This is a genomic window from Sphingobium sp. S6 (genome assembly GCF_905120495.1).
Classification (GTDB): domain Bacteria; phylum Pseudomonadota; class Alphaproteobacteria; order Sphingomonadales; family Sphingomonadaceae; genus Sphingobium; species Sphingobium agri.
Genome location: NZ_CAJHOG010000002.1, coordinates 292,577 through 316,193 on the forward strand (window position 1 = coordinate 292,577; position 23,617 = coordinate 316,193).

The 23,617-nt window shown below is 63.2% G+C and carries 22 protein-coding genes; 11 read left to right on the plus strand and 11 right to left on the minus strand.

The features are described 5' to 3' along the window. Window positions 1-44: 44 nt before the first annotated feature. From SPHS8_RS08565 to SPHS8_RS08575, 3 genes are all read right to left on the minus strand, one after another. Window positions 45-1,664 (minus strand): NAD(P)/FAD-dependent oxidoreductase, encoded by a 1,620-nt coding sequence (locus SPHS8_RS08565; protein WP_201515121.1) that lies wholly within the window; start codon window positions 1,662-1,664, stop codon window positions 45-47. Window positions 1,665-1,729: 65 nt separating this feature from the next. Next, window positions 1,730-3,781 carry a TonB-dependent receptor family protein gene (locus tag SPHS8_RS08570; protein ID WP_201515123.1) on the minus strand — a complete coding sequence of 684 codons (2,052 nt, stop codon included), beginning with the start codon at window positions 3,779-3,781 and terminating at the stop codon, window positions 1,730-1,732. 54 nt (window positions 3,782-3,835) lie between these two features. Further along, entirely contained in the window at window positions 3,836-4,246 is a 411-nt protein-coding gene (locus SPHS8_RS08575; protein WP_201515125.1) for a hypothetical protein, read from the minus strand. 97 nt (window positions 4,247-4,343) lie between these two features. Between SPHS8_RS08575 and SPHS8_RS08580 the strand changes: the two genes are divergently transcribed. The 3 genes from SPHS8_RS08580 (at window position 4,344) to SPHS8_RS08590 (ending at window position 7,780) form a co-directional block, all read left to right on the plus strand. After that, entirely contained in the window at window positions 4,344-4,754 is a 411-nt protein-coding gene (locus SPHS8_RS08580) for a MerR family transcriptional regulator (RefSeq protein WP_097090829.1), read from the plus strand. 39 nt (window positions 4,755-4,793) lie between these two features. Next, window positions 4,794-6,596: an acyl-CoA dehydrogenase C-terminal domain-containing protein gene (locus SPHS8_RS08585; protein WP_201515127.1), complete on the plus strand. Its 1,803-nt coding sequence runs from the start codon at window positions 4,794-4,796 to the stop codon at window positions 6,594-6,596. Between the two features lie 104 nt (window positions 6,597-6,700). Next, window positions 6,701-7,780 carry an alpha/beta hydrolase fold domain-containing protein gene (locus SPHS8_RS08590; protein ID WP_201515129.1) on the plus strand — a complete coding sequence of 360 codons (1,080 nt, stop codon included), beginning with the start codon at window positions 6,701-6,703 and terminating at the stop codon, window positions 7,778-7,780. A gap of 75 nt (window positions 7,781-7,855) precedes the next feature. Here the strand turns inward: SPHS8_RS08590 and dnaJ are convergent, their stop codons facing one another. Both dnaJ and dnaK read right to left on the minus strand, forming a co-directional pair. Then, on the minus strand, window positions 7,856-8,986 hold the full coding sequence (gene dnaJ / locus SPHS8_RS08595; protein ID WP_201515130.1) for a molecular chaperone DnaJ: 1,131 nt from the start codon (window positions 8,984-8,986) through the stop codon (window positions 7,856-7,858). A 137-nt stretch (window positions 8,987-9,123) separates the two neighbouring features. Continuing rightward, window positions 9,124-11,022: a molecular chaperone DnaK gene (gene dnaK / locus SPHS8_RS08600; RefSeq protein ID WP_097092660.1), complete on the minus strand. Its 1,899-nt coding sequence runs from the start codon at window positions 11,020-11,022 to the stop codon at window positions 9,124-9,126. Between the two features lie 174 nt (window positions 11,023-11,196). On the opposite strand from dnaK, the gene SPHS8_RS08605 reads away from it, so the two are divergent. Genes SPHS8_RS08605 through SPHS8_RS08615 form a run of 3 tightly spaced genes read left to right on the plus strand, consistent with a single transcriptional unit; the run spans window position 11,197 to window position 12,509 of the window. Then, on the plus strand, window positions 11,197-11,661 hold the full coding sequence (locus SPHS8_RS08605; RefSeq protein WP_097090825.1) for a copper chaperone PCu(A)C: 465 nt from the start codon (window positions 11,197-11,199) through the stop codon (window positions 11,659-11,661). Next, window positions 11,658-12,122: a vgr related protein gene (locus SPHS8_RS08610; RefSeq protein WP_201515132.1), complete on the plus strand. Its 465-nt coding sequence runs from the start codon at window positions 11,658-11,660 to the stop codon at window positions 12,120-12,122. The genes SPHS8_RS08605 and SPHS8_RS08610 overlap by 4 nt, the downstream gene beginning before the upstream one ends. Window positions 12,123-12,149: 27 nt before the next feature. Continuing rightward, complete coding sequence (locus SPHS8_RS08615) at window positions 12,150-12,509, plus strand: hypothetical protein (protein WP_201515133.1); 360 nt, start codon at window positions 12,150-12,152, stop codon at window positions 12,507-12,509. Window positions 12,510-12,512: 3 nt separating this feature from the next. Here SPHS8_RS08615 and SPHS8_RS08620 read toward each other — a convergent pair whose 3' ends face one another. Continuing rightward, window positions 12,513-13,502 carry a S66 peptidase family protein gene (locus SPHS8_RS08620; protein WP_443018583.1) on the minus strand — a complete coding sequence of 330 codons (990 nt, stop codon included), beginning with the start codon at window positions 13,500-13,502 and terminating at the stop codon, window positions 12,513-12,515. Between the two features lie 41 nt (window positions 13,503-13,543). Further along, complete coding sequence (locus SPHS8_RS08625) at window positions 13,544-13,987, minus strand: cupin domain-containing protein (RefSeq protein ID WP_201515135.1); 444 nt, start codon at window positions 13,985-13,987, stop codon at window positions 13,544-13,546. A 50-nt stretch (window positions 13,988-14,037) separates the two neighbouring features. Between SPHS8_RS08625 and dapE the strand changes: the two genes are divergently transcribed. Beyond that, entirely contained in the window at window positions 14,038-15,180 is a 1,143-nt protein-coding gene (dapE, locus tag SPHS8_RS08630; protein ID WP_201515137.1) for a succinyl-diaminopimelate desuccinylase, read from the plus strand. A 3-nt stretch (window positions 15,181-15,183) separates the two neighbouring features. On the opposite strand, the gene SPHS8_RS08635 is transcribed toward dapE, so the two are convergent. The 4 genes from SPHS8_RS08635 to SPHS8_RS08650 all read right to left on the minus strand — a co-directional run bounded on the left by SPHS8_RS08635 (window position 15,184) and on the right by SPHS8_RS08650 (window position 19,411). Further along, the gene (locus SPHS8_RS08635; protein WP_201515139.1) at window positions 15,184-16,860 is read right to left on the minus strand and encodes a putative bifunctional diguanylate cyclase/phosphodiesterase; all 1,677 of its coding nucleotides are present in this window, start codon (window positions 16,858-16,860) and stop codon (window positions 15,184-15,186) included. Window positions 16,861-16,958: 98 nt separating this feature from the next. Beyond that, window positions 16,959-17,492: a Smr/MutS family protein gene (locus tag SPHS8_RS08640; protein ID WP_201515140.1), complete on the minus strand. Its 534-nt coding sequence runs from the start codon at window positions 17,490-17,492 to the stop codon at window positions 16,959-16,961. 12 nt (window positions 17,493-17,504) lie between these two features. Next, window positions 17,505-18,758, minus strand: a complete 1,254-nt coding sequence (mltA, locus tag SPHS8_RS08645) for a murein transglycosylase A (RefSeq protein WP_201515142.1) — start codon at window positions 18,756-18,758, stop codon at window positions 17,505-17,507. Beyond that, window positions 18,755-19,411: a Tim44/TimA family putative adaptor protein gene (locus SPHS8_RS08650; RefSeq protein WP_097090816.1), complete on the minus strand. Its 657-nt coding sequence runs from the start codon at window positions 19,409-19,411 to the stop codon at window positions 18,755-18,757. Before SPHS8_RS08650 ends, mltA begins: the two co-directional genes overlap by 4 nt. A 186-nt stretch (window positions 19,412-19,597) precedes the next feature. On the opposite strand from SPHS8_RS08650, the gene secB reads away from it, so the two are divergent. The 4 genes from secB (at window position 19,598) to SPHS8_RS08670 (ending at window position 23,609) form a co-directional block, all read left to right on the plus strand. Beyond that, the gene (gene secB / locus SPHS8_RS08655) at window positions 19,598-20,098 is read left to right on the plus strand and encodes a protein-export chaperone SecB (protein WP_201515144.1); all 501 of its coding nucleotides are present in this window, start codon (window positions 19,598-19,600) and stop codon (window positions 20,096-20,098) included. A gap of 115 nt (window positions 20,099-20,213) precedes the next feature. Continuing rightward, window positions 20,214-21,809, plus strand: coding sequence for a murein biosynthesis integral membrane protein MurJ (murJ, locus tag SPHS8_RS08660; protein ID WP_201515146.1), 1,596 nt, complete (start codon window positions 20,214-20,216; stop codon window positions 21,807-21,809). A gap of 16 nt (window positions 21,810-21,825) precedes the next feature. Beyond that, window positions 21,826-22,830 (plus strand): tryptophan--tRNA ligase, encoded by a 1,005-nt coding sequence (gene trpS, locus SPHS8_RS08665; protein ID WP_201515148.1) that lies wholly within the window; start codon window positions 21,826-21,828, stop codon window positions 22,828-22,830. Between the two features lie 131 nt (window positions 22,831-22,961). Then, window positions 22,962-23,609 carry a DUF4136 domain-containing protein gene (locus SPHS8_RS08670; protein WP_201515150.1) on the plus strand — a complete coding sequence of 216 codons (648 nt, stop codon included), beginning with the start codon at window positions 22,962-22,964 and terminating at the stop codon, window positions 23,607-23,609. Window positions 23,610-23,617 lie beyond the last annotated feature (8 nt).

Sequence of the window (23,617 nt, forward strand, 5' to 3'; positions counted from 1 at the left end):
TTCCCCTACGGCAAGGCTATGGCGAATCACTTTGAAGGGCGCATTTAATTGGTGATTGCCAACCCGATGGCTTCGCCGACCTTGATGCCATCAATCGCAGCGGACAATATCCCACCCGCATAGCCAGCGCCTTCACCCGCAGGGTAGAGTCCGGCGACGTTCAAGCTTTGAAGATCTTTCCCCCGCGTAACTCGGATTGGGGAGGAAGTGCGCGTTTCCACCCCTGTCATAACGGCGTCGGGATGGTCGTAATTGGCGATCTGTCGGCCAAAGATAGGCAAGGCCTCACGAAAGGCCTCGGTCACGAAATCGGGGAGGCAGGATGACAAGTCCGTCATCTTCACGCCCGGCTTGTAGGAAGGAACAACTTCCCCCAGCGCCGTGGATGGCCGCCGCGCGAGGAAGTCACCCACCTTCTGTCCCGGCGCCCAGTAGGAAGAGCCGCCTGCAATGAACGCCTGGCTTTCCCAATGCCGCTGAAGATCGATACCAGCCAGCGGACTACCGGGGTAGTCACGTGCGGGGTCGATACCGACGACTAAACCGGAGTTGGCATTGAACTCGGCCCGGCTATACTGGCTCATGCCATTGGTGACCACCCGGCCTTCTTCGGATGTTGCCGCAACTACGCGGCCGCCGGGGCACATGCAAAAGCTGTAGACGGTGCGGCCATTCTCGCAATGGTGCGCCAGGCTATAGGCCGCCGCGCCCAACAGCGGATGGCCCGCGCAATTGCCGTAACGCGCGCGATCAATCCAGCTTTGCGGATGTTCGATCCGCACACCGATGGAAAATGGCTTCGCTTCGATATGCACGCCGCGTCGGTGCAGCATTTCGAATGTCGGACGGGCGCTGTGCCCTACCGCAAGCACAACATGGTCGGCCTCGATGAAGCTGCCGTCGGATAGATGCAACCCGCGCAGCCGCTGCGTCCCGTCGGATCGCCGCTCCAGTTCCAGGTCATCGACCTTATGCTGCCAGCGATACTCGCCGCCCAACTCCTCAATCTGGCGGCGCATGTTTTCGACCATCGAGACCAGTCGAAATGTCCCGATATGCGGATGCGCTTCAGTCAGAATATCTTCAGGCGCGCCAGCCGCCACAAACTCTTCCAGCACCTTGCGGCCGAGAAACCGGGGGTCCTTCACCCGGCAGTAGAGTTTGCCGTCAGAAAAGGTGCCCGCGCCGCCTTCACCGAATTGCACGTTGCTGTCAGGGTTCAGCTCGGCCCGTCGCCACAAACCCCAGGTATCCTTGGTCCTCTCACGCACCACCTTGCCGCGATCCAGGATGATGGGCCGGAAACCCATCTGCGCCAGGATCAATCCGGCGAAGAGACCGCAGGGGCCTGCACCGACCACCACCGGCCTCTTGCCCGACCATCCTTGCGGCGCATGGGCGACGAAACGATAATCTGTATCCGGTCGTCGGCGCACGTCATGATCATGGGCGAGCCGCTCAAGCACCTCCGCCTCATCGGCGAGCGTGACATCGACGGTATAGACCAGCTGGATCGCATTCTTGCGCCGGGCGTCATTGCCCCGGCGCACGATCATGTGACGCAAAAGGTCCGATGCCTTTATCCCCAGCCGCGCACAAATTGCGGCGGGCATCGCGTCGGCCGGATGGTCGAGGGGCAGCTTAAGGCCGGAGAGGCGCAACATGGCGCCGCCTCTAGCCGCATTTGCCGCCCCGCTCCACCCCCTCATGAGGATAGGCCGACACCTTTTCAGAGACGCGCGCGCAGCCCGGCATAGATGGCACGTCGCTCAATGGGGTAGAAGGCGACACTGGCTTCGTTCGCCGCTGTCAGCGGATTGTCCCGCTTGTAGTTGACGAGCGCTCCTATGTCGCCGATCGCTCGCTTGCCCGTCAGGTTGCGAGCGTCGATGAAGAGGCTGACAGCTTTCGTCAGTTGCGCCTGCGCCCCCAGGTTGAACGTGGCATAGCCATCGACCCGCTTGCTGTTGGCATAATCTACCCAGGCGCCCTGTGGGACCCATTCGACGGCCGGAGCGATGCTGGCGCGATCCGTCCCCAACCTCAGTTCGGCCCGGTAGAAATGGCGCGGCACGACGGGGAGGCGATTGTTGCCAAACTGCGCGTCGCCCCGGAATCGGAAATCGCTATATTGATAAACCTGCCGCAACGCCGCCCAAGGCGAAATCTTCAACTCTAGCGCTGCCTCCACACCCTGATGCCGCGTCTGGCCCGCGTTGAAGGTGGCAGCCGGGATAACGCCCGGCTGAACATTATATTGAAGCAATTCGCCCTTCAGGTCCGCACGGTAGATGCTTAGATCCCACCGCGCCGGACCCAAGCTGCCGCGCGTGCCTATTTCCGCCGTCCAGGCCCGTTGCGCGTCAAGCGGCGTGAAGCCAGGCAATGCCACTCCGCCCGAGCCGACCGCTGTTTGCCCCAATTCGATGAAGCCCGGGAGTTCCACCGACCGACTATAATTGGCGTAGAACTGCACCGCTTGAGACGGTTCAAACAACAGCCCGAATTTTGGAGCGAAACTATCAAACTTCGCCTCCCCGCTACGTGCAGGGGCAAGGCGGTTGTCAAGTCGTCGTTCGCCATGCGTGTAGACGCCGCCTGCGATCAGCCATAATCCCCGAACGGGCGCTATCCTCGCTTCCGCATAGCTGTTAATCGTCTGAGCACGCGCCTTCTGGATGGAGGTGGGAACACCTGCCTTACCATTGATGTTCACGAACTGCCGGAAGTCGCCATGACCAAAGCGCGCCTGCGTGCCGAGCGTGATTCCGACCGGAAGCCCTCGTATGTCGCCCGCCAATTCCAGGCTCGCGAACAGCCCGCGGTCTTCGGATTTCTGATCCACCACCTGGTAGATGGGATGATCCAGCGCCTTCGCGTTGAAATAGGCGCCAAATGCAAATTGTCCGCCGTCCAGCTGCACCATGGTCCGGTTTTGAAAGCGGATCGAATCGATGTTCCTCGCCTGATCCCCTGCGAAATTACCGCGCGCCGGGTCGTTCAGAGCATCCACTTCGTTCAATGCGCCCGACAGTTTTTGCCTTATCGACTGTGCGCTGACGTAGAAGCGGGTTTCCACACGCTCGCTGAGCTTGACCCCGACATTGCCGTTGAAGCGCAACGCGCGCCTCTCACCATGAGCGCGGTCACCATCCGACCGGTCGGCGGTAATTGCTGCCCAGGCATCTCCACGGTCATCCGCATAGCCATAGGCCGCCTTGGCCCGGAGCGTATCAAAAGAACCGCCATCGACGCGAAATTCAGCCCCAGACGCTGTCCGCCCGGTCGGCGTCACTGCGTTGATCGCGCCACCCAGCGTCGATCCACCAAGCCGCGAAGCATTGCCGCCGCGATACACCTCCAGATGCTGGAAAACCTGCGGGTCCAGTTCCTGAAAGTCCCCATTGTCATCGGCCATGTTGATGGGAATGCCATCCTGCAACAGGGTCAAGCCGCGCATATGGAAGCCTCGCGAAAGGCCAGAGCCGCGGATCGAAATCCGAACCTCCTGCCCGAAGCGGGGCTGCGTGTAGACGCCAGCGGAAAAAGCAAGCGCATCGCGCAGCGATACGGCCAGCTTGTCCTCGAAATCCTTGGCGGTGACGATGTCGGCGCCCCCAGCGGTACGGCTGATATTCGCAGCGGCGTCCTCAGGGGTCGAGGCAGCCGTAACAACGATGCGGCCTTGATCGCCCGCCTCATCAGCCAGGGCGGGTACGGACATCAGAGAACAGGCAAGTGCGCACAGCGAAACGCTGCGCGAAGCGGTAGGTGCAGACATGAATTCATCCTCATGAAAAATCGTGCCGCGCTCCGCGCGGCATAAGCGGCATTGTCAGGAGGATTGAGGGGGACCGGATGATGGAGGCGGGGGCGCCGCAAGCCTGGCGATCAGCCCGGTTTTGAGGGCGAAGGCGATGGGCCCGAAAATTGTCTGCCAAGCTGGCAGAGGCAGATCGGCCAATAGCAAAGGCGGCACCATCGGCTGCACGGATGCGGCGAAAGCGCAATGCTGCTGAACGGGGCCGCCCTCATCGGGTGAATGATGCACCTTGCCGGGCGCCTCTTCGCGATCCACCATGACGCGGACGGCGCCCTGACCGGTGCAGAGCGTCACCATCACGCCGTGCGAGGTCCGTACCGGCATGAAACCGGTAGGCGTGACGAGCTGGATCGCGAGGACAAGCAGCCCCAACGCAGCCAAAAGGCCCCGCGCAAGTTCTGATCGTCTGATCGCCCCCATCATCGGAAGCCGCTTAGCTCCCCCAGCCCACCCTGTCATCAGGCCAAATCGTCCCAGATCACACTTGACGTTAACGTAAAGCCCTCCTAGCTAAGGCGCCATGGACCAGCGCAGCAGCATCGCGGGCATTGAGCTGCCCGATCACAAGGAACGGCAAAGCTACACGATAACCGACCTGTCCGAGGAGTTCGGCGTCACCGCGCGCGCGCTCCGCTTCTATGAGGATGAAGGACTGATCGCACCCGAGCGCCAAGGTTTGGCGCGCATCTATTCCCGCCGCGACCGCGCGCGCCTCGCCTGGATCCTCCGCGGCAAGAGGGTCGGCTTCAGCCTGGCCGACATTCGCGAGATGATCGATCTTTACGACGCGGATGAAGAACATGAGGAGCAGCGGCGAGTCACGGTCGCCAAATGCAAGGCGCGTATCGAACTGCTCACCCGCCAGAAAAGCGATATCGACGCCGCAATCGCGGAACTGTCGGACTTCGTAACCGCTCTCGACAGGCCCTGACACTTCGCCCTGCCAAGAAAAGAAACATCGGAGAAGATCATGCCCAGCTATTCAGCCCCCATCCGCGAAACCCGTTTCGTCCTCGACCATGTGGTAGGGCTGGAACGCTACGCAAACCTGCCGGGCTTTGAGAGCGCGACGCCGGATCTTGTCGACGCGATTCTGGCGGAAGGGGGCAAAATCGCGGAGGAGGTGCTCTTCCCGCTCAACGCGGTGGGCGACAAGGAAGGCTGCGTCCGCCATTCCGATGGCAGCGTGACCACGCCTCCCGGCTTCAAGGAGGCGTTCGACACCTATGTCGAGGGCGGCTGGACCACGCTGCATGCGCCTGTGGAATATGGCGGACAAGGCTTGCCCAACGTCGTCGCATCCGCGGTCGGGGAATATGTGCTTTCGGCCAATCACAGTTTCGAGATGTATCACGGCCTGACGAGCGGAGCTGTCTCCGCATTGCTCGCGAAAGGCAGCGAAGAACAGAAGCAGAAATATATCCCCAACATGGTGTCGGGCAAATGGACCGGCACGATGAACCTGACCGAGCCGCATGCGGGCACGGACCTGGGCCTGATCAAGACCAAGGCGGTGAAGCAGGATGACGGCAGCTATTCGATCACCGGCACGAAAATCTTCATTTCGTCGGGCGAGCAGGACCTCACGGAGAATATCATCCACCTGGTCCTCGCCAAGACACCCGATGCGCCGGAAGGCAGCAAGGGCATTTCGCTCTTCGTCGTTCCCAAGGTTCTGGTGAATGATGACGGCTCGCTGGGTGAACGTAATGCGGTCTCCTGCGGGTCACTGGAACATAAGATGGGAATCCACGGCAACGCGACCTGCGTCATGAATTATGACGGAGCGAAAGGCTGGATCGTGGGCGAGGAGAATAAGGGCCTTGCCGCCATGTTCATCATGATGAACGCCGCCCGGATGTGGGTCGGCATGCAGGGGCTGGGACAGGCCGAGGTCGCTTTCCAGAACGCAGTCCATTATGCTCGCGACCGGCGGCAGGGCCGCGCGCTGACCGGGCCGCAGGACAAGGATGAGAAAGCCGACACTCTCTTCGTCCATCCCGACGTGCGCCGTATGCTGATGGAAGCCAAGGCGCTGACGGAGGGACTGCGCGCGCTGATGCTCTGGGGTGCGCTTCAGGTCGATCTGGCGCATCATGCCGCGACGGATGAGGAGCGACAGGCCGCTGACGATCTGGTCCAGCTGTTGACCCCCGTGCTGAAAGGCTATGGCACCGACAAGGGCTTTGACGTTGCGGTCATGTGCCAGCAGGTTTTCGGCGGTCACGGCTACATCTGGGAGAATGGCGCAGAACAATATGTGCGCGATGCTCGCATAGCCCAGATTTACGAGGGCACTAATGGCGTTCAGGCGATGGATCTTGTCGGCCGCAAGCTGCCCATGAACGGCGGCAGAGCGTTGCAGGCTTTCCTGAAGATCGTCGCTGACGAGGTAGCTGAAGCGAAAGGCAATGCGCGGCTGACGGGCGTGGCGGAAGCGCTGGAGAAAGCGAGCGGGCAGCTGGGGGCGGCGACCATGTGGCTGATGCAGAACGCGATGCAGAACCCCGACAATGCCGGGGCTGGCGCGGTGCATTACATGCACATATTGGGGATTGTCTCGACCGGCCTGATGTGGCTGCGCATGGCGAAGGCGGCGGCTGAGTTGCTGGAGGCGGGCGAAGGCGATGCGCGCTATCTGGAAGCGAAGCTGGTGACGGCGCGGTTTTTTGCGGAACGTGTCATGCCGGATGCCGGGGCGTTGCGGCGCAAGATCGAGGGCGGGGCGGAAAGCTTGATGGCGATCGATCCGGACATGTTCCTGGCGGCTTGAGGGTGAAGCTGAAATTGATTTAAAGAATGAAGTAGCGAGAAAACGCTTTCCCGACATATAATGGTACGGTACAGTTCTATTATATGTCGGCGGGGGAGATGGCGATGCGTCATGTAAAGAAGCTCGCGGGGCTGCTGGCGCTGTGCGCTGTACAGGGGACCGGTTTCACGCAGACGCCGCCTACCAAGCCGAACCCGATCGAAACTGATGGGACGGTGAACGTCCCCGCATTCCGCCTTCCCCCGTCCGTCTATCTGAGCGAGGAGGCGAAGAAGGCGCTTCCACGGCGTCCGCTGGATGCCAACGACATGCTGACCCAGTTGATCGAAAAGAGACGGGTGCCAGCGACCCGGGAGATGATGACGCGCGGAGCGGCTTCGATGGTCCGCAAGCTGGCGGAGGAATATCGGGTCAACTATCGCGAGGTCACGGTTGGCGGCGTCCACGGCTATCTGATCACGCCTGACAAGCGGAGCGGCCGGGGCAAGAATGGCAACATCCTGATCAACCTTCCCGGCGGCGGCTTCATCGTGGCGAACGCTGCAGCAGGCGGATTGCAGGAATCCATCCCCTTGGCGAGCCGGACCGGATTTGAGGTTCTGACGATCGACTACCGGCAGGCGCCCGAAGCTGTCTTCCCGGCGGCGAGCGAGGATGTGGCGGCGGTCTATCGGGAATTGCTCAAGACGCGCAAGGCTTCGCAGATCGGCATTTTCGGCAGTTCGGCCGGTGGCCTGCTGACGGCGCAGGCGATCGCCTGGTTCCAGCATGTGAAGCTGCCCGCGCCCGGCGCGGCGGGGATATTCTGCGCGTCGGCGGATGCGCGATGGGCGGGCGACAGCTGGTACACATTCAAGCCGATGCAGGGACTGACCACGCCCGCGACGCTCGACGAGCGTTTCTATTATGGCAATCACGACCTGCTCGACCCGCTCATGTCGCCGATCATGTCGAGCGACACGCTGCGCTATTTCCCGGCTACCTTATTGGTGACCTCGATGCGCGCGGGCGAAGTCAGCGCCGCCGTCAACACCCATCGCGAATTGATCAAGGCGAAGGTGAAGGCCGACCTGCATGTCTGGGACGGGCTGGACCATTGTTTCTTCGCCAACCGAAATCTGCCCGAGGCGCAGGAAGCGCTGGATGTGATGACGGAGTTCTTCCAGAAGAACCTGCGGAAATAATCACCCTTAGATAAAAGGAAAGCCAGGGACGGTCTTTCCGCACCCGGCTTCATGCGTTGGCAGCAGCGAAGCGCCTTATTCGCCCCACAGCTCCTTGAGCTTGCTGAAGAAGCCGGTGGACTGAGGACATTCCTCGCCGGTTTCGGTTTCCCGGAAGGCTTCCAGCAATTCCTTCTGCTTGGCGGTCAAGCGAGTGGGCGTTTCGACATCGACCTGGATGACGAGGTCGCCCTGCCCCCGCCCGTTCAGTACCGGCATGCCCGCGCCGCGCTGGCGGATCTGCTTGCCGGACTGGATGCCGCTCGGGATCTTGATCTCATGCCGCTGGCCGTCGAGGCCGGGCACTTCGATGCAGCCGCCAAGCGCCGCCGTGGTGAAGCTGACGGGCGCGCGGCAGAAAAGGGTCGTGCCGTCCCGTTCGAACAGGGAATGCCGCTTCACATGCAGGAAGATGTAGAGGTCGCCAGCAGGAGCGCCCCGCGCGCCCGCCTCGCCTTCGCCGGACAGACGGATGCGGGTGCCTTCGTCCACGCCTGCGGGGATAGTGACCGATAGCGTCTTGGGCTTGTCCACCCGGCCCTCGCCGCGGCAGCTGCGGCAGGGGCTTTCGATGACTTGGCCCGCGCCATGGCAGCCGGGGCACGTGCGCTCGACCACGAAGAAGCCCTGCTGCGCCCGCACCTGGCCATGACCGCCGCACGTGCCGCAGGTCTTGACGCCGGTGCCGGGCTGCGCGCCCGATCCATCGCAGCTTTCGCAAGGGGCGGAGACTTCGATCTCGATCTCGGTCTTCTTGCCATGATAGGCTTCGTCGAGCGTGATCTCCATGTCATAGCGCAGGTCCGCGCCGCGCCGTTGCGTCTGACGACCCCCGCCACCAAAGCCGCTCTGGCCGAAGATCGTTTCGAATATGTCGCCAAGATCGGAAAAGCCGCCCGCGCCACGGCCATTGAAGCCGCCACCGCCATTCTGGGCGTTGGTGTAGGCCGCATGGCCATAACGGTCGTACGCGGCGCGCTTCTGCGGGTCTTTCAGACATTCATAGGCTTCGGAGACCGCCTTGAACTTGGCCTCGCTGTCGGTGCACCCGCCAGTGCGATCCGGATGATATTTCATCGCGAGCTTGCGATAGGCGCTCTTTATCGCGTTCCCATCGGCTGTGCGCTCGACTTCGAGCAGTTCGTAATAATCCACTTCGGTACTCATTAAAAAGCCCTCTCCCCTTCAGGGGAGAGGGTTGGGAGAGGGGCAATGCGGAACGTTAGATATCCTGTTGCCATCGCCATCTCTTCTAACCCCCTCTCCCCGGCCCTCTCCCCTGAAAGGGAGAGGGAGGGGGTCTGTTACGCCTTGTTGTCGTCGACTTCCGAAAATTCAGCGTCGACGACATCGTCATCAGCCTTGGGCGCTTCGGCACCCGGAGCCGCGGCTTGGGCCTGCTCCTTTTCATAGATCGCCTGGCCAAGCTTCATCGCGACTTGGGCGAGTTCCTGCGCCTTGGCCTTCATCGCTTCAGCGTCGCCACCCTCGACAGCCGACTTGGTCGCGGCGATCGCGGTTTCGATTTCGGACTTGAGGCTTGGCTCCACCTTGTCGCCATGCTCATTGAGCTGCTGTTCGGTAGTGTGGATCAGGCTTTCGGCGTTGTTCTTCGCCTCTGCGCCTTCACGCCGCTTCTTGTCCTCTTCGGCGAAACGTTCGGCGTCCTTGACCATCTGATCGATGTCGGCGTCGGACAGGCCGCCCGAAGCCTGGATGCGGATCTGCTGTTCCTTGCCCGTCCCCTTGTCCTTGGCATGGACGTTGACGAGGCCGTTAGCGTCGATGTCGAAGGTGACTTCGATCTGCGGCACGCCACGCGGCGCGGGCGGGATGCCGACCAGGTCGAACTGGCCGAGCAGCTTGTTGTCCGCCGCCATTTCACGTTCGCCCTGAAACACGCGGATCGTCACCGCCTGCTGATTGTCGTCAGCGGTCGAATAGACTTGGCTCTTCTTGGCGGGGATCGTCGTGTTACGGTCGATCATGCGGGTGAACACGCCGCCCAGCGTCTCGATGCCGAGGCTCAGCGGAGTGACGTCGAGCAGCAGCACGTCCTTGACGTCGCCCTGAAGCACGCCCGCCTGGATCGCCGCGCCCATGGCGACGACTTCGTCCGGGTTGACGCCGGTGTGCGGTTCCTTGCCAAAGAACTCCTTCACGGCCTCGCGCACCTTGGGCATGCGGGTCATGCCGCCGACGAGGACGACTTCGCTAATCTCGCTCGCGGAGATGCCAGCGTCCGCCATCGCCTTCTTGCAGGGCTCCATCGTGCGCTTGATGAGGTCGGTCACCAGACGCTCCAGATCGGCGCGGGTGATGTTCTTCACCAGATGCTTGGGGCCATTCTGGTCAGCGGTGATGAAGGGCAGGTTGACTTCGGTCGACTGGGCCGAGGACAGTTCGATCTTCGCCTTTTCAGCGGCTTCCTTCAGACGCTGGAGCGCCAGCTTGTCCTTGGTGAGGTCGATGCCCTCATCCTTCTTGAAGCCTTCGGCCAGATATTCGACCAGCTTGGCGTCGAAATCTTCGCCGCCCAGGAAGGTGTCGCCGTTGGTGGACTTCACTTCGAACACGCCATCGCCGATTTCGAGGATGGAAATGTCGAAGGTGCCGCCGCCAAGGTCATAGACCGCGATCGTCTTGCCGTCCTGCTTCTCAAGGCCATAGGCGAGCGCCGCCGCCGTAGGCTCGTTGATGATGCGCAGCACTTCGAGGCCCGCGATCTGGCCGGCGTCCTTCGTCGCCTGACGCTGGGCATCGTTGAAGTAAGCCGGGACGGTGATGACCGCCTGCGTAACCGTTTCGCCGAGATAGCTTTCGGCGGTTTCCTTCATCTTCTGAAGGGTGAAGGCGGAAATCTGCGAAGGCGAATAATCCTTGCCGCCCGCCTGGACCCATGCGTCGCCATTGCCGCCCTTCACGATGTGATAGGGGACAAGCTCCATGTCCTTCTTGGTGGTCGGATCGTCGAAGCGGCGGCCGATCAGGCGCTTCACCGCGAAAATCGTATTGTCCGGATTGGTGACGGCCTGACGCTTGGCAGGCTGGCCGATCAGGCGCTCGCCATCCTTGGTGAAGGCCACGATCGACGGCGTGGTGCGCGCGCCTTCCGCATTTTCGATCACCTTGGGCTTGCCGCCGTCCATCACAGCCACGCAGCTGTTGGTGGTGCCAAGGTCAATGCCGATTACTTTTCCCATCTTGTCCTCTTCAAACCCCAAATCACATCAGCGGTTGACGGCCCCATACCTCACGAAAGCGCCAAGGCAAGGCCGTTTGCGGATGGGATATAGGCGCGATCTTCCTTGGCACAAGAAGCGCGGACGATTACCGTAACAACCGACCGGAAACGAGACAGTCACGAAAGTTCCCCGATGCGCGCACCCTTGTCCCTTTTTGCCTTGGCTACTCCCTTTGCACTTGCGGCCTGCGGCGATCCTGCCCCGACCTATATAGATCAGGCCTGGGTGCGGCTCAGCCCCAACAAGGACACGCCTTCGGCCGGTTATTTTGTCGCCCATGGCGGCGATACGGCGACGCAGCTGCGCGGCGTGCTGACCGATTATGCGCTCAAGGTCGAGATGCATGAAAGCATGGATCATGGCGGCACGATGAAGATGCAGAAGATCGACGCGGTCGACATTCCCGCCAAGTCGAAGGTCGCCTTTGCACCCGGCGGCAAGCATCTGATGATCTGGGGCATCAACGACACGGCGGTCAGCCGCGGCAAGATGAGCTTTACCTTCCTCCTTGCCAATGGAGACCGCCTGCTGGTGGATGCCGTGATCCAGAAGCCCGGAGCGCCCGCTCCGAAGGCCGGGGAGCCCGCCGAGCATTGACCAGCCGGAGCCTGACGCCGGGAGAGGTGGCGCTCGCCCGATCGGTGTTCGGCGACGCGATCGCCTATGACCGGGTGCGGGCGCATAATCGCAAATGGTGGCCCTTCCAGCCTGCTCGAGTCACCATGTCGCCCGATGGCGATATCTGGTTCAACCCCAGGAGCGGGCTGTTTTGCGATGATTTTTGCGGGTCGGCGCTTCACCTGCAGGGGCATTTCATCCACGAAATGACCCATGTCTGGCAGGCGCAAAGGGGCGGCAAATGGTATCTGCCGCTGATGCGCCACCCCTTTTGCCGCTATGGCTACGACATCGTGCCGGGGCGGCCGTTCGCGCGCTATGGGCTTGAGCAACAGGCGGAGATCGTGCGCCATGCCTTCCTGATGCGCCGGGGTGCGCGGGTGGAGGGAAAGCCGCCTTTGCCGGTTTATGAAGAGCTGATCCCCTTCGTCCGCGCCTGAGCGATGAACATCTGCTAAGCTATCCGCATGCGGCTGCTCACCCCCCTCATGCCCCTGGCGGCTTTCTTCGCGACACCGGCACTGGCGGAGACTGCGCCTGCGGAACGGGCCGGTCACTATTATCTGCGTGGCGTCATGGAAACCGGATCGGAGCTGATGCTCCGGCCGGACGGGCGCTTTCAATGGTATCTCGTCTATGGCGCGCTTGATCTGTTTGCCGAAGGGCGCTGGCAGGAGGCGGATGGCACGGTGCGGCTTGAGGCGGAGCCGACGAAGGATGTGCCGCAGCCGGGTTTCAAGACGCTGACCTTGACGATCAGGGGCAAGGAACTGGTGCCGCCGGACGGGCGCGGGGCTTATGCCCGCGCCACGAACGAAGCAGAGTGACCTTTAGCTGACGGCTGGTTCTAGCAGGCGGATGCTGCCCGCATCGGCATCGATTTCGGCCCGCACGCCGAGCGGCAGGCTGAACTGGTTGGCGACATGGCCGATGGCGGCGCCCTGAAAGGCGGGGATGCCGAGGGGCCGGAGATGTTGCTCAAGCACTTGCGACAGGGTGAAGCCGCCATAGGAGGGTCCTGTCGCGCCGCAACTCGTGCACTGGCCGAACACCACCCCGGCCAGCTTGCGCAACACGCCCGCGAGCGACAATTGGGTCAGCATCCGGTCGATCCGGTATGGCGCTTCGTCCACATCCTCCAGGAACAGGATGGCGCCTGTGAAATCGGGGAGCCAGCCTGTTCCCATGAGCGCCGTCAGCACGGTGAGGTTGCCGCCCAGCAACCGGCCGCTCGCCCGCCCCCTGCCGAATGTGCGGATGCGGCCGCCCAGCGGGACCAGCCGATCCTCTTTCGCCTGCGGGTTGGTCAACAGGGGCGTGGCGCCGTCAAAGGCGATCGCCCGGAACGCGTCCCAGCTGAAGCGCGGCCAGCTGCTGGCGGCGTTCGGGCCATGGATCGTGGTAAAGCCCGCGCGTGCGGCGAAGGCCATGTGCAAGGCGGTGATGTCGCTGAAGCCGATGAGCAGCTTTGGGTTGGCGCGGATGGTGGTGAAATCGAGATAGGGCAGGATGCGCGCGCATCCCCAGCCGCCGCGCACCGCGAATATGGCCTTCACCTCCCGGTCGGCGAACATCGCGTTCAGATCGGCGGCGCGGTCTTCATCCTTGCCCGCGAGATAGCCGTGGCGGTCGAGCAAGTGGCGGGCGGGCCTGGGCTTGAGGCCCATCGCGACGATCGTTTCCTTCACCACATCCAGATCGAACAGGTCGTCGGTGAAGCCCGCCGGTTCCACAAGGCCGACGACATCGCCAGGGCGCAAGCGCGGCGGCTTTACGTGTTCAGGCGGGGGCGCTTTCGCTGCCACCAAGGCAGCCCCCATGCCCGCCAGCATCATCCGACGGTCGAACGCTGGACAGCCGCTCAAAAGGCGCTCCCATCCTTGCGCTGATAGCCTCCCCTCGACCATCGAAGGTCGATGTCGGGATAGTGCGCATCCCCCTTTGGCACGCGCCCGAAGGCGAGGAATTCGCAGTCGCCGTCACTTTCGTTGACGAGATGATGGCCATTGGGCTCCCCCTTGGGGAAGGCGGCCATGTCGCCTGCCTGCATGGCGAAGCGGCCTTCATCCTCTATCAGCACGGCTTGCCCGCTCAGCATGACGACGAATTCATCCTCATCTTCATGCCAGTGACGCTGCGACGAAGCGGCGCCGGGTTTCAGCACCACATGGCTGACGCCGAAGTCCGCAAGGCCGGAGCCCGGACCCAGTCTTCGCACCCATCGCCCCTCCACCACAACTGCATAGGGATCGGGATAGCCGGTCCTGTTGGTCTGTTCCGTGGCTGCAAGATCGATCTTGGGCATGATCTTTTCCTCCGCTGGCAAAGGCGCTCGGCTTTCGCTAACGCAGCGCCATGAGCATGACCAGCACCAATGCCGATGTAGTGGACATAGCGCGCAAGCTGATTGCCTGCCCTTCGGTGACGCCCGCCCGGGGTGAAGTCTTCGCGGTCCTTGAAGCGATGCTGGCGCCGATGGGCTTCACCGTCGATCGCTTTGTCACCGGAGAAGCGCCCGACGGGCCGGTGGAAAACCTGCTTGCCTGGCGGACGACGGGCGCGGGCCCGCACTTCGCTTTCGCGGGGCATCTGGACGTGGTGCCGCCGGGCGACGGCTGGACCAGCGATCCCTTCACGCCGGAGCTCCGCGGCGACCTTCTCCATGGCCGTGGCGCGGTCGACATGAAAGGGTCTATCGCCGCCTTTGTCACTGCTCTTGCCAGCGTTCCCGATGATGTGCCGGGGACCGTCAGCCTCATCATCACCGGCGATGAGGAAGGCCCGGCGGTTTACGGCACGCTGGCGCTGATGGACCGCATGGCAGCGCACGGATTGCGGCCCGACCTCTGTCTGGTCGGCGAGCCGACTTCCTCCCAGCGGCTGGGCGACGTCATCAAGGTCGGTCGGCGCGGCTCGGTCAACATGTGGATAAAGGTGGACGGCGTGCAGGGGCATGTCGCTTATCCGCACCTGGCCGACAATCCGGTTCCGCGCCTCGTCCGCATCCTCGCGGCGATCGATGCTGTGGTGCTGGATGAGGGCACGGACTGGTTCCAGCCGAGCAATATCGAGATCACGGATCTGGAGGTGGGGAATCCCGCCACCAATGTCATCCCAGCGGCCGCCCATGCCCGCATTTCCATCCGCTTCAACGACCAGCATAGCGGCGCGCAACTGATCGAGCGGATCAGCGCGATTGCGGCGACCGAGGGCGGTATCGTCACCGCGAAGATCAGCGGCGAGCCGTTCTTGACGGAACCAGGCGCGCTATCCAGCCTTGTGGCGGGCGCGATCAAGGACGTGACGGGGGTCGAGGCGGAGCTTTCCACCACCGGCGGCACATCGGACGCGCGTTTCCTCTCCCGCCTGTGCCCGGTGGTGGAGTTCGGGCTGAACAATGCAACGATGCACAAGCTGGATGAGGCCGTGGCGGTGCAGGACCTTGAGGACCTGACCCGGATCTACGCCCTCGTCATCGGGAGCGCACTGGCGGCCTGATCGTCAAACGGTGCGGCGCTGGCCTAGCGGTGAAAGGGCGAAGCGGGACAGATAGTCCTGCTCGCTCATCGGACGGGCGAAATGATAGCCCTGGAACAGGGTGCAGCCGATGACGCGCAGCATTTCCATCTGCGCTTCGGATTCGACGCCTTCGACCACGACTTCCATCCCCAGCCCCTGGATGAGGCCGACGACGGCGCTGCAGATCGTGCGCGCTTCCGCCGAAATGGCGATGTCGCGCACCAGACTGCGGTCGATCTTGACGCGATCGACGGGGAGTTCCTTCAGGCGCGAGAGGTTCGAATAGCCGGTTCCGAAATCGTCGATGGCGATCCGCACGCCTTCGTCGCGCAAGGCCTTCAACTGGCCAAGCACACGGCTGTCCATCTCCATCGCCAGCGACTCGGATATTTCCAGCTCCAGCATCTGCGGGGGCGTTTGATGCGCGGCCATGGCGTGCCGCAGGCGCAGGAAGAAATCCGCCTGCGACAATTCCCTTGAGGAGATGTTGACCGCGATACGCTGGCCGATGTCGGCCTTAGACCAGCGTGCCGCGGTCTCGCACACCCGGCCCATGACCCAGTCACCCAGCGCCACGATCGCGCCGCTTTCCTCCGCTACGGGCACGAAGAAGCCCGCCATGACCATGTCGCGTTCGGGATGGGCCCAGCGGATCAGCGCCTCCGCCGTGACGATCCGGCCGCTGGTGGCCTCGACCTGAGGCTGGAACTCCAGAATGAACTCATCCCGCTGCAAGGCCAGCAGCAAGTCCCTTTCCAGCTCGGCGCGATCGGCGGCTTCCAGCGCCAGTTCGGCGGTGAACATCTCTGCCCGGTTCCGCCCTTCATGCTTGGCATGATACATGGCGATGTCCGCCGAACGCAGCAATGCGGACAGGGTGTCGCCATGGTCGGGATAGCAGGCGATGCCGATCGATGCGCCCAGTTCGATATGCTGGCTGCCAAGGTCGAAACGCTCGCTGAGCGCGAACTGGATCGCGCGCGCGATGCGGATGGCCGATTCGCGGCCGGGCAGTTGAGGGAAGAACATCGTGAATTCGTCACCTGCCAAGCGCCCGATGACGGCATCGCTGATTCCGGCGCTGACTTGGGCCATGACGACTTCGCGCAGGCGGCCCGCGACACGCGCAAGCAACTGGTCACCCGCCGCATGGCCCAGCGTGTCATTGACGCCCTTGAACCCATCGAGGTCGATGAAGAACAAGGCGGCCGAAGCCACGTCGTTGCGCTCCGCCAACAGCCTCTCGACTTGCCGGCAGAAGCTTGTGCGGTTCGCAAGGCCAGTCACCTGATCGAACAGGGCGAGCGTCTGCACATGGTCGAGATTGGTGCGCACCTGACTGAACAGGCTGGTCATCGCAACCGAGAGGTCGGGTAATTCTGCCACGATTTCGGGCGGCACGGGGGATTGCAGGTCGCCATGGGCGGCAGCGACCAGTCTTTCCGTGGCCCGATCGATCGCGCTGGCGGCCGCGACGACAGCCTGGCGGGCCGACGCCCAGCTCATCGTGCCGCACAAAATCGCTACGATCAGCGATCGGCCTATGCCCAGGATGTCGGTCGCCTGCCCCTGCCCCAGCACGAGCGACAGGATGAACACCAGCGCCCCCGCGGCGCAGGCGAAGGCGGTGGCGCGGCTTTTCAATGTCACGCCCTGCATGTGCCTCCCGCCCAGAGCGTAGCTCGACAATGAGCCACGGATGGGTTGGTTATGGCCAATGCTGGTTAAGAAAAGGTCATTGGCGCGCGTCGCACCGGCTATTTTTTGCGCCGCAATATGATGTAGATGGCGCCCGTGCCGCCATGCCGTGGATGGGCCTGACGGACGCTGGCGATACGGTCCGCATAGGCGCTTGTTTCAAGCCAGTGGCCGATCTCTCCGCGAATTGCGCCGCGCCGGGATTGCTGGCTGGAAGCTGAAAGTTTCGGGGGCTTGCCAGTGATGATCAGCAGAACCCGATGATCGCGCGCCAATGCCGATGACAGCGCCTGATTGAGCCTGGCATGGGCGCTCGACAGGCTGTGTCCGTGCAGGTCGACCGTCATGTCCGGCGTCAACGTACCGCTGCGAATGCGGCGTTCCCAGCTTGTATCGAGCATGGTTGCCGGAGCGCGGGCGGAGGGGGCATCGACTGGCCGGGGGGACAGCGGGGTCACGCTTCGACCAGTGGAGATCGCAACGGGCCGCTCGGTGAGGGCCTCAGGTCGCGGGCGCGGACGGAGTGGCCTCACCGACTGCGTCAGGGTGTTCCAGATTGCCTGTTCGTCTGAAGACAGATGCCGCCGGGCCATCGCCAGCCACGCTTATTGCTGTGCGAGACGCGCCGCCGATCCGATCGGCAACAGGATCAATGCGCTGCCGCGTGCCGACATGCCGCCCGCTATTTCCCGGGCTCGCTTGCCTGCTCCCCAAAAGCTGTCGAAACGGTTGGCGCCCTTGATGGCGCCGCCGGTATCCTGCGCGATCCAGATGCCATTGGGCTCCGCACGATCGAGGGACAGCAGCACGGGCGCGCCGAGGGGAACATAGCGGGGATCGGCGGCCACCGTCGCTTCTGCCGTCACCGGCACGCCCAGCGCGCCCAGCGGTCCGGCCCCCGTCAACTCCCGGAAGAAGACGAAGCTTTTATTCTCGTTCATGATCTGCGCACCCTCCGCGGGATTGGCGCGCAGCCATGCCATGATATCCTGCATCGACCCGGCCTGGATCAGCCCGCGATCCTTCATGAGCTTGCCGATCCCGGTGTAATCGCGGCCATTCTGCCCATCATAGCCGATCCGCATGACCCCGCCGTCGGGCAGCAGCAGCCGTCCGCTTCCCTGCACCTGGAGGAAGAAGAACTCGACGGGATCGGCGGCCCAGGCAAGTTCCAGACCCCGGCCTGCCAGAGAGCCCGCCACGATCTGCGCGCGATCGTCAAAGGGTACGAAGTTGGTCCCCTGCACCTTGCCGCGAATGGTCTTGCCCTTCAGGCTGTCGCTGAACAGGCCGAGATTGACGTCTATCAGGTCCGGCGGGCGGCGATAGATCGGCACCTCATAGCCGGGCTGCCGGACGCGCGATCCGGAGATTTCCGGCTCATAATAGCCGGTGACGAAGGCCGTGCCGGGGCCGACCTGCACCGCTTCGAAATATCGGGAGAAAAATTCATTGGCGCTCGCTTCGGGCCAGCTGGAGGCGGCGGCGCACGCGCTGTTCCAGTCCGATCCCTGGGTCAGGCCGCTCTGGTCCGTGCGCTTCATCAGCGAGGGGCAGGAAATCCGGAATGCCTCGAGCGCCTTGCGCGCCCGATCGCCGGGCTGGATCAGGGACGTGACGTCGGGCCCGCGCGTTATGCCTGCGGCGAGAGCATTTTCCGTCGTTGCGGCGGGCGGTGCCGGCCTGGCTGTCGGCACAGTGGGGCGCGGAGTCGCCGGGACGGGCTGCGCCGCGACGTCAGATCCGCGTACCGGGCCGGATGGCGCCGGGCCTGACGCGCCAGGCGGAATGACACCGCCCGCGCACGCCGACAGCAGCAGCGCGGCACAGGTCGCCGCCCACGCCTGCCGGAAGCTCATGCAGCCTCGTCGGTTTCGCTGAGCTTCCAGTTGGGATCGGTGCTGCGCAGGTCGCGCGTGAAAGTCCAGATATCGTTGGTGCTGACCGCGTCGGTGAGCGACCCGGCGACGACATTGCCGTCCTTGTCCCTGGTCACGGCGGCGATGTCCGCTTCGAACCGCAGCGACACTTCGGCGATGCGCCCGTTCACATGGGCGCCGACGATCTGCGCCTTGTCGATGCGCACCAGCCGGTTGTCGAGCACATGACCCGCCGCCTCCCGCTGCGCAATCGCCTCTTCGAACGAGGTCAGCACGTCCGTGTCGCACAGCCATTCCAGCTCCGACCGGTCGCCGCGCCAGAAGGCTTCGAGCACCATCTTGTAGGCCGCCTTCGCGCCATCCACGAATTGCGGCACGTCGAAGGTCCGATCTGCCGCGATCAGCGCGCGCACGCCCGCTTCGCCGCCCGGCGCAATCAAGCCGTCCGCCAGACGAACCGAATCGCCGGGCATGTCCGATACCGGACGCGGCTGAAGCACGGTGACCTTCGCTCTTTCCTCCGCCGGGCGCAGCGCAGGCTCCTGCTCATGCCCTGTCCGCTTTCCCAGCACGGAATAGAGCCGCAGCGCCAGGAAACCGGCGATGAGCGCGAGGATGACGATTACATACACGGGCCGAGGCACCCTTTAGTTTAGATCTGAAACCACAACGCAGCCAACATAGGCATGTTTCCGCCCATATTCAAATGGCGCCTTTCGGCAGGCGGCATTGCCCTGCCCGGCCGCCCCTGCTAAGCGCACGGGCCATTGTCCCAAGGCTTTTCGCCAGCGGACCAACAGGAAAATCAGGGAACAGAGATGGCCGACGACGCCGATACGATCCAGACCAGCGCGGGCAACGGCGCGGACACGAGCCCGCAGATCGCGCTCATCAGCCAATATGTGAAGGACCTCTCGTTCGAGAACCCCAATTCGCCGGCCGTCTACCAGTGGCCCGATCAGCCGCAGATCGACGTTCAGTTCAACATCGGCGCCGACAAGGTGGGTGATGAGGTCGTCGAGGTTTCTCTGAAGATCGAAGTGAAGGCGACCGCGCCTCAGGGCACGGCTTTCGCGGTCGAACTGCTCTATGCCGCCCTCTTCGGCATGCGCAACGTGCCGGACGACCAGTTGCAGCCGTTCATGCTGGCCGAAGCGCCGCGGCTGATCTTCCCCTTCGCCCGCCGCGTTCTGGCCGATGCGATCCGCGACGGCGGCTTCCCGCCATTGCTGCTCGACCCGATCGACTTTGGCGGCCTGTATGAGCAGCAGGCTCAGGCAATCGCGCAGACGGCGGGCGAGCCGGCCGGTCACGCCTGAGCCTGGGAATGACCTTCATTTCCGTTCGCCCTGAGCTTGTCGAAGGGCAGTCCTTTTCTTCAGGTAAGAACAGGGCTTCGACAGGCTCAGCGCGAACGGCGATAGAGGTTTTGCCATGAAACTGGTGAAGGCGCTTGGCTCGGTCGGCGGGTTGACGCTTGCCAGCCGCATACTCGCCCTGGTGCGGGATTCGCTGGCGGCGCGCTATGTGGGCGCGGGATTTGCGTCGGACGCCTTCAACGGCGTCGCCTTCCGCCTGCCCAACATGTTCCGCGCGCTCTTTGCCGAGGGCGCCTTTTCCGCCGCCTTCATCCCCATGTTCAACCGCAAGGCGGCAGGGCCCGGAGGCATTGCCGAGGGCTATCATTTCGCCGAGCGCGCCTTGGCCGTTCTGCTGCCCGTGCTGATCTTCTTCACCGTGGCGCTCGTTGCTGCGGCTTGGCCTGTAACATGGCTGCTGTCCGGCGGTTTTTCGCGGCAAAACCCGACACCGGAACAGTTCGCCTTCGCCGTGCTCCTGTCGCGCATCACCCTGCCCTATCTCGCGCTGATCAGCCTTGCCTCGCTGCTCGGCGGCATCCTGAACTCGCTCGACAAATTCTGGGTCAATGCCGCCGCGCCGATCCTGCTGAACCTCGCCATGATCGCGGGGCTGTGGCTGTTCCACGGCGCCGACGAATATGAGACCGCGCGGGTTCAGGCCATTTCCGTAACGGTGGGTGGCGCGCTTCAACTGTTGTGGCTGATATGGGCCTGCCGCCGCGCTGGCGTGTCGATGAAGCTCAAGCGGCCGCGCCTGGATGCCGATGTGCGCGAGTTGTTGCGCCTGATCGTGCCCGCCGCCGCTGGCGCTGGCGCGTCGCAGATCAACCTGCTCATTTCCACCGCCCTGTCGGGATGGCTGCTCGCGTCGGGATCGATCACTTACATCTATTATGCGGATCGGCTGAACCAGTTGCCGCTCGGCCTGATCGGCATCGGCCTTGGCACCATCTTGCTGCCGACAATCTCGCGCATGCTGTCGACCGGGCAAGAACAGCAAGCGATGGATACGCAGAATCGTGGGATCGAACTGGCGCTGTTCCTGACCCTGCCCGCCACCGTCGCCTTCATCACCGTAGCCGAGCCCATCGTGCGCGGCCTGTTCCAATATGGGCGCTTTACGGCGGAAGATGCGCAGCGGTGCGGATGGGCCTTGTCAGCCTTTTCGATCGGCTTGCCATCCTATGTGCTCGTGAAGGTGCTGACGCCCGGCTATTATGCGCGCGGCGACACGAAAACGCCGGTGCGTTACGCGATGCTGTCGATCCTCATCAACATCATCGGCAATATCACGCTGATCCCGCTGATGGCACGAGCGGGCCTTGGCCATGTCGCGCCGCCGCTGGCGACCGCGCTGTCATCCACAGTCAACGTCGCCATGCTGTATGCGACATTGGTGAAGCGCGGGCATTTTGCGGCGGATGCGCAGTTGCGCAGGCGGTTGCCACGCCTGGCGGTGGCGGCGGTCGTGATGGGCGGCGCGCTGTTCGCGGGAGAAGAGCTGCTGGACCCATGGCTCGGCGGCACGATGATCCAGCGCTATATCGGCCTTGCCCTGCTTGTCGGCGCTGGCATAGCGCTTTACGGGGTGGCCTGTTTCCTGACGGGCGCCTATCGGGTGTCCGACCTGAAGGCGCTGATGCGCCGCAGGGGCTCAACCGCAACCTAGAAGAACGGATAGAAACATGCGCGTCCTTTCCGGCATCCAGCCGACCGGTAATCTGCACCTGGGCAATTATCTGGGCGCGATCCGCAACTGGGTGCGGATGCAGGATGAAATGGACGGCGACAGCCAGTGCTTCTTCTTCCTCGCCGACATGCATTCGATCACCGTGCATGAGGCACGCGAGCAGCGCATCCGCAATGTCCGCGACATGGCGGCGGCACTGGTCGCCGCCGGGATCGATCCCGATCGTTCGGTGCTTTTCAACCAGGCACGGGTGCCCGCCCATGCGGAGCTGTGCTGGTTGCTGAACGGCACGGCGCGGATCGGCTGGCTCAATCGCATGACGCAGTTCAAGGACAAGGTGGGCAAGGACCGCGAGGGCGCCTCGATCGGGCTGTTCGTTTATCCCGTGCTGCAGGCCGCCGATATCCTTGCTTACAACGCCACCCATGTGCCCGTGGGCGAGGACCAGAAACAGCATCTTGAACTGGCGCGCGACATCGCGACCAAGTTCAACACCGATTTCGGCGTCGAGCTTTTCACGCTGCCCGATCCGATCATTCCCAAGGAATCGGCGCGCATCATGTCCCTGCGCGACGGGACGGCGAAGATGTCCAAGTCGGACCCGTCGGACATGAGCCGCATCAACCTTACCGATGACGATGATGCGATCATGCAGAAGGTGAAGAAGGCGAAGACCGACCCCGAACCCCTGCCTGAAACGGCCGAAGGCCTGGCGGGGCGGCCGGAAGCGGCCAATCTGGTCGGCATCTACGCGACCTTGGCCGGAAGCTCGCCTGACGCCATTTGCGCCCAATTTGCCGGCACAGGGTTTGGCGCGTTCAAGCCTGCGCTGGGCGAACTGCTGGTCGAAACGCTGCAGCCGATCCGGACGCGCTTTCTGGAACTGCGCACGGATGACGCGGCTCTCGACGCGATCCTGGAAAAGGGCGCGGCCAAGGCGCGGGCGGCGGCGGAGCCGACGCTCCGGGCCGCCTATGACGCGATGGGGCTTATGCGCTGAAGTCTGGAACTGCTTCACTGAGCGGCCTGCGGCAGCCCGCCCCGACAGAGCGTTCAAATGATGTTCAGTTGCATTCTGCTATGGCCGGGAGCAAGATTGCACCAAGCCCTTCCAGATTGGGACGCAAGACGATGAAATATATGAAGAAGATCGGCATGGTCGCGGCCCCTGCTCTGGCATTGGTCGCTCTTTCCGGCTGCGCGACATCCTTCAAGGCGGACGTCGCCCGGTTCCAGCAATTGCCCGCTCCGGCTGGGCAGAGCTTCACCGTGGTGGCGGACGATCCCCGGCTCGCTGGCGGTCTGGAATTCGGTCAATATGCAGGGCTGATCGGCCAGCGGCTGGCGCAGACGGGATACACGCCCGCATCTGACCCGGCGCGGGCCGACCTGATCGTCCGCGTTGCCTACCATGTCGACAATGGCCGGGAAAAGGTGCGCTCGACCGGCTTCGGACCTGCTGATCCTTATTTCTACGGCGGCTGGGGCTGGCGAGGCCGGTGGGGACGCCCGTGGGGCTATGGCTTTTATGACCCCTGGCTGTTCGGCCCCGGTTACAGCGATGTCAGCAGCTATACCGTTTATACGAGCGACCTCAGCATGAAGATCGATCGGGCAGCGGACAACCGGCGCCTTTTCGAGGGCAAGGCATCCGCACAGTCGCTGTCGAACAAGCTGACCTATCTCGTGCCCAATCTGATCGACGCCATGTTCACCGGCTTTCCGGGGCAGAATGGCGAAGATGTAAAGATCACCCTGCCACCTGAACGGAAGGGCTGATCTTCCAG

Bases quoted from the DNA above. Each gene is read 5' to 3' on its own strand.
- SPHS8_RS08565 (WP_201515121.1), bottom strand. From the start codon at position 1,664: ATGTTGCGCCTCTCCGGCCTTAAGCTGCCCCTCGACCATCCGGCCGAC.
- SPHS8_RS08570 (WP_201515123.1), bottom strand. From the start codon at position 3,781: ATGTCTGCACCTACCGCTTCGCGCAGCGTTTCGCTGTGCGCACTTGCC.
- SPHS8_RS08575 (WP_201515125.1), bottom strand. From the start codon at position 4,246: ATGATGGGGGCGATCAGACGATCAGAACTTGCGCGGGGCCTTTTGGCT.
- SPHS8_RS08580 (WP_097090829.1), top strand. From the start codon at position 4,344: ATGGACCAGCGCAGCAGCATCGCGGGCATTGAGCTGCCCGATCACAAG.
- SPHS8_RS08585 (WP_201515127.1), top strand. From the start codon at position 4,794: ATGCCCAGCTATTCAGCCCCCATCCGCGAAACCCGTTTCGTCCTCGAC.
- SPHS8_RS08590 (WP_201515129.1), top strand. From the start codon at position 6,701: ATGCGTCATGTAAAGAAGCTCGCGGGGCTGCTGGCGCTGTGCGCTGTA.
- dnaJ (WP_201515130.1), bottom strand. From the start codon at position 8,986: ATGAGTACCGAAGTGGATTATTACGAACTGCTCGAAGTCGAGCGCACA.
- dnaK (WP_097092660.1), bottom strand. From the start codon at position 11,022: ATGGGAAAAGTAATCGGCATTGACCTTGGCACCACCAACAGCTGCGTG.
- SPHS8_RS08605 (WP_097090825.1), top strand. From the start codon at position 11,197: ATGCGCGCACCCTTGTCCCTTTTTGCCTTGGCTACTCCCTTTGCACTT.
- SPHS8_RS08615 (WP_201515133.1), top strand. From the start codon at position 12,150: ATGCGGCTGCTCACCCCCCTCATGCCCCTGGCGGCTTTCTTCGCGACA.
- SPHS8_RS08620 (WP_443018583.1), bottom strand. From the start codon at position 13,502: ATGGGGGCTGCCTTGGTGGCAGCGAAAGCGCCCCCGCCTGAACACGTA.
- SPHS8_RS08625 (WP_201515135.1), bottom strand. From the start codon at position 13,987: ATGCCCAAGATCGATCTTGCAGCCACGGAACAGACCAACAGGACCGGC.
- dapE (WP_201515137.1), top strand. From the start codon at position 14,038: ATGAGCATGACCAGCACCAATGCCGATGTAGTGGACATAGCGCGCAAG.
- SPHS8_RS08635 (WP_201515139.1), bottom strand. From the start codon at position 16,860: ATGCAGGGCGTGACATTGAAAAGCCGCGCCACCGCCTTCGCCTGCGCC.
- SPHS8_RS08640 (WP_201515140.1), bottom strand. From the start codon at position 17,492: ATGGCCCGGCGGCATCTGTCTTCAGACGAACAGGCAATCTGGAACACC.
- mltA (WP_201515142.1), bottom strand. From the start codon at position 18,758: ATGAGCTTCCGGCAGGCGTGGGCGGCGACCTGTGCCGCGCTGCTGCTG.
- secB (WP_201515144.1), top strand. From the start codon at position 19,598: ATGGCCGACGACGCCGATACGATCCAGACCAGCGCGGGCAACGGCGCG.
- murJ (WP_201515146.1), top strand. From the start codon at position 20,214: ATGAAACTGGTGAAGGCGCTTGGCTCGGTCGGCGGGTTGACGCTTGCC.
- trpS (WP_201515148.1), top strand. From the start codon at position 21,826: ATGCGCGTCCTTTCCGGCATCCAGCCGACCGGTAATCTGCACCTGGGC.
- SPHS8_RS08670 (WP_201515150.1), top strand. From the start codon at position 22,962: ATGAAATATATGAAGAAGATCGGCATGGTCGCGGCCCCTGCTCTGGCA.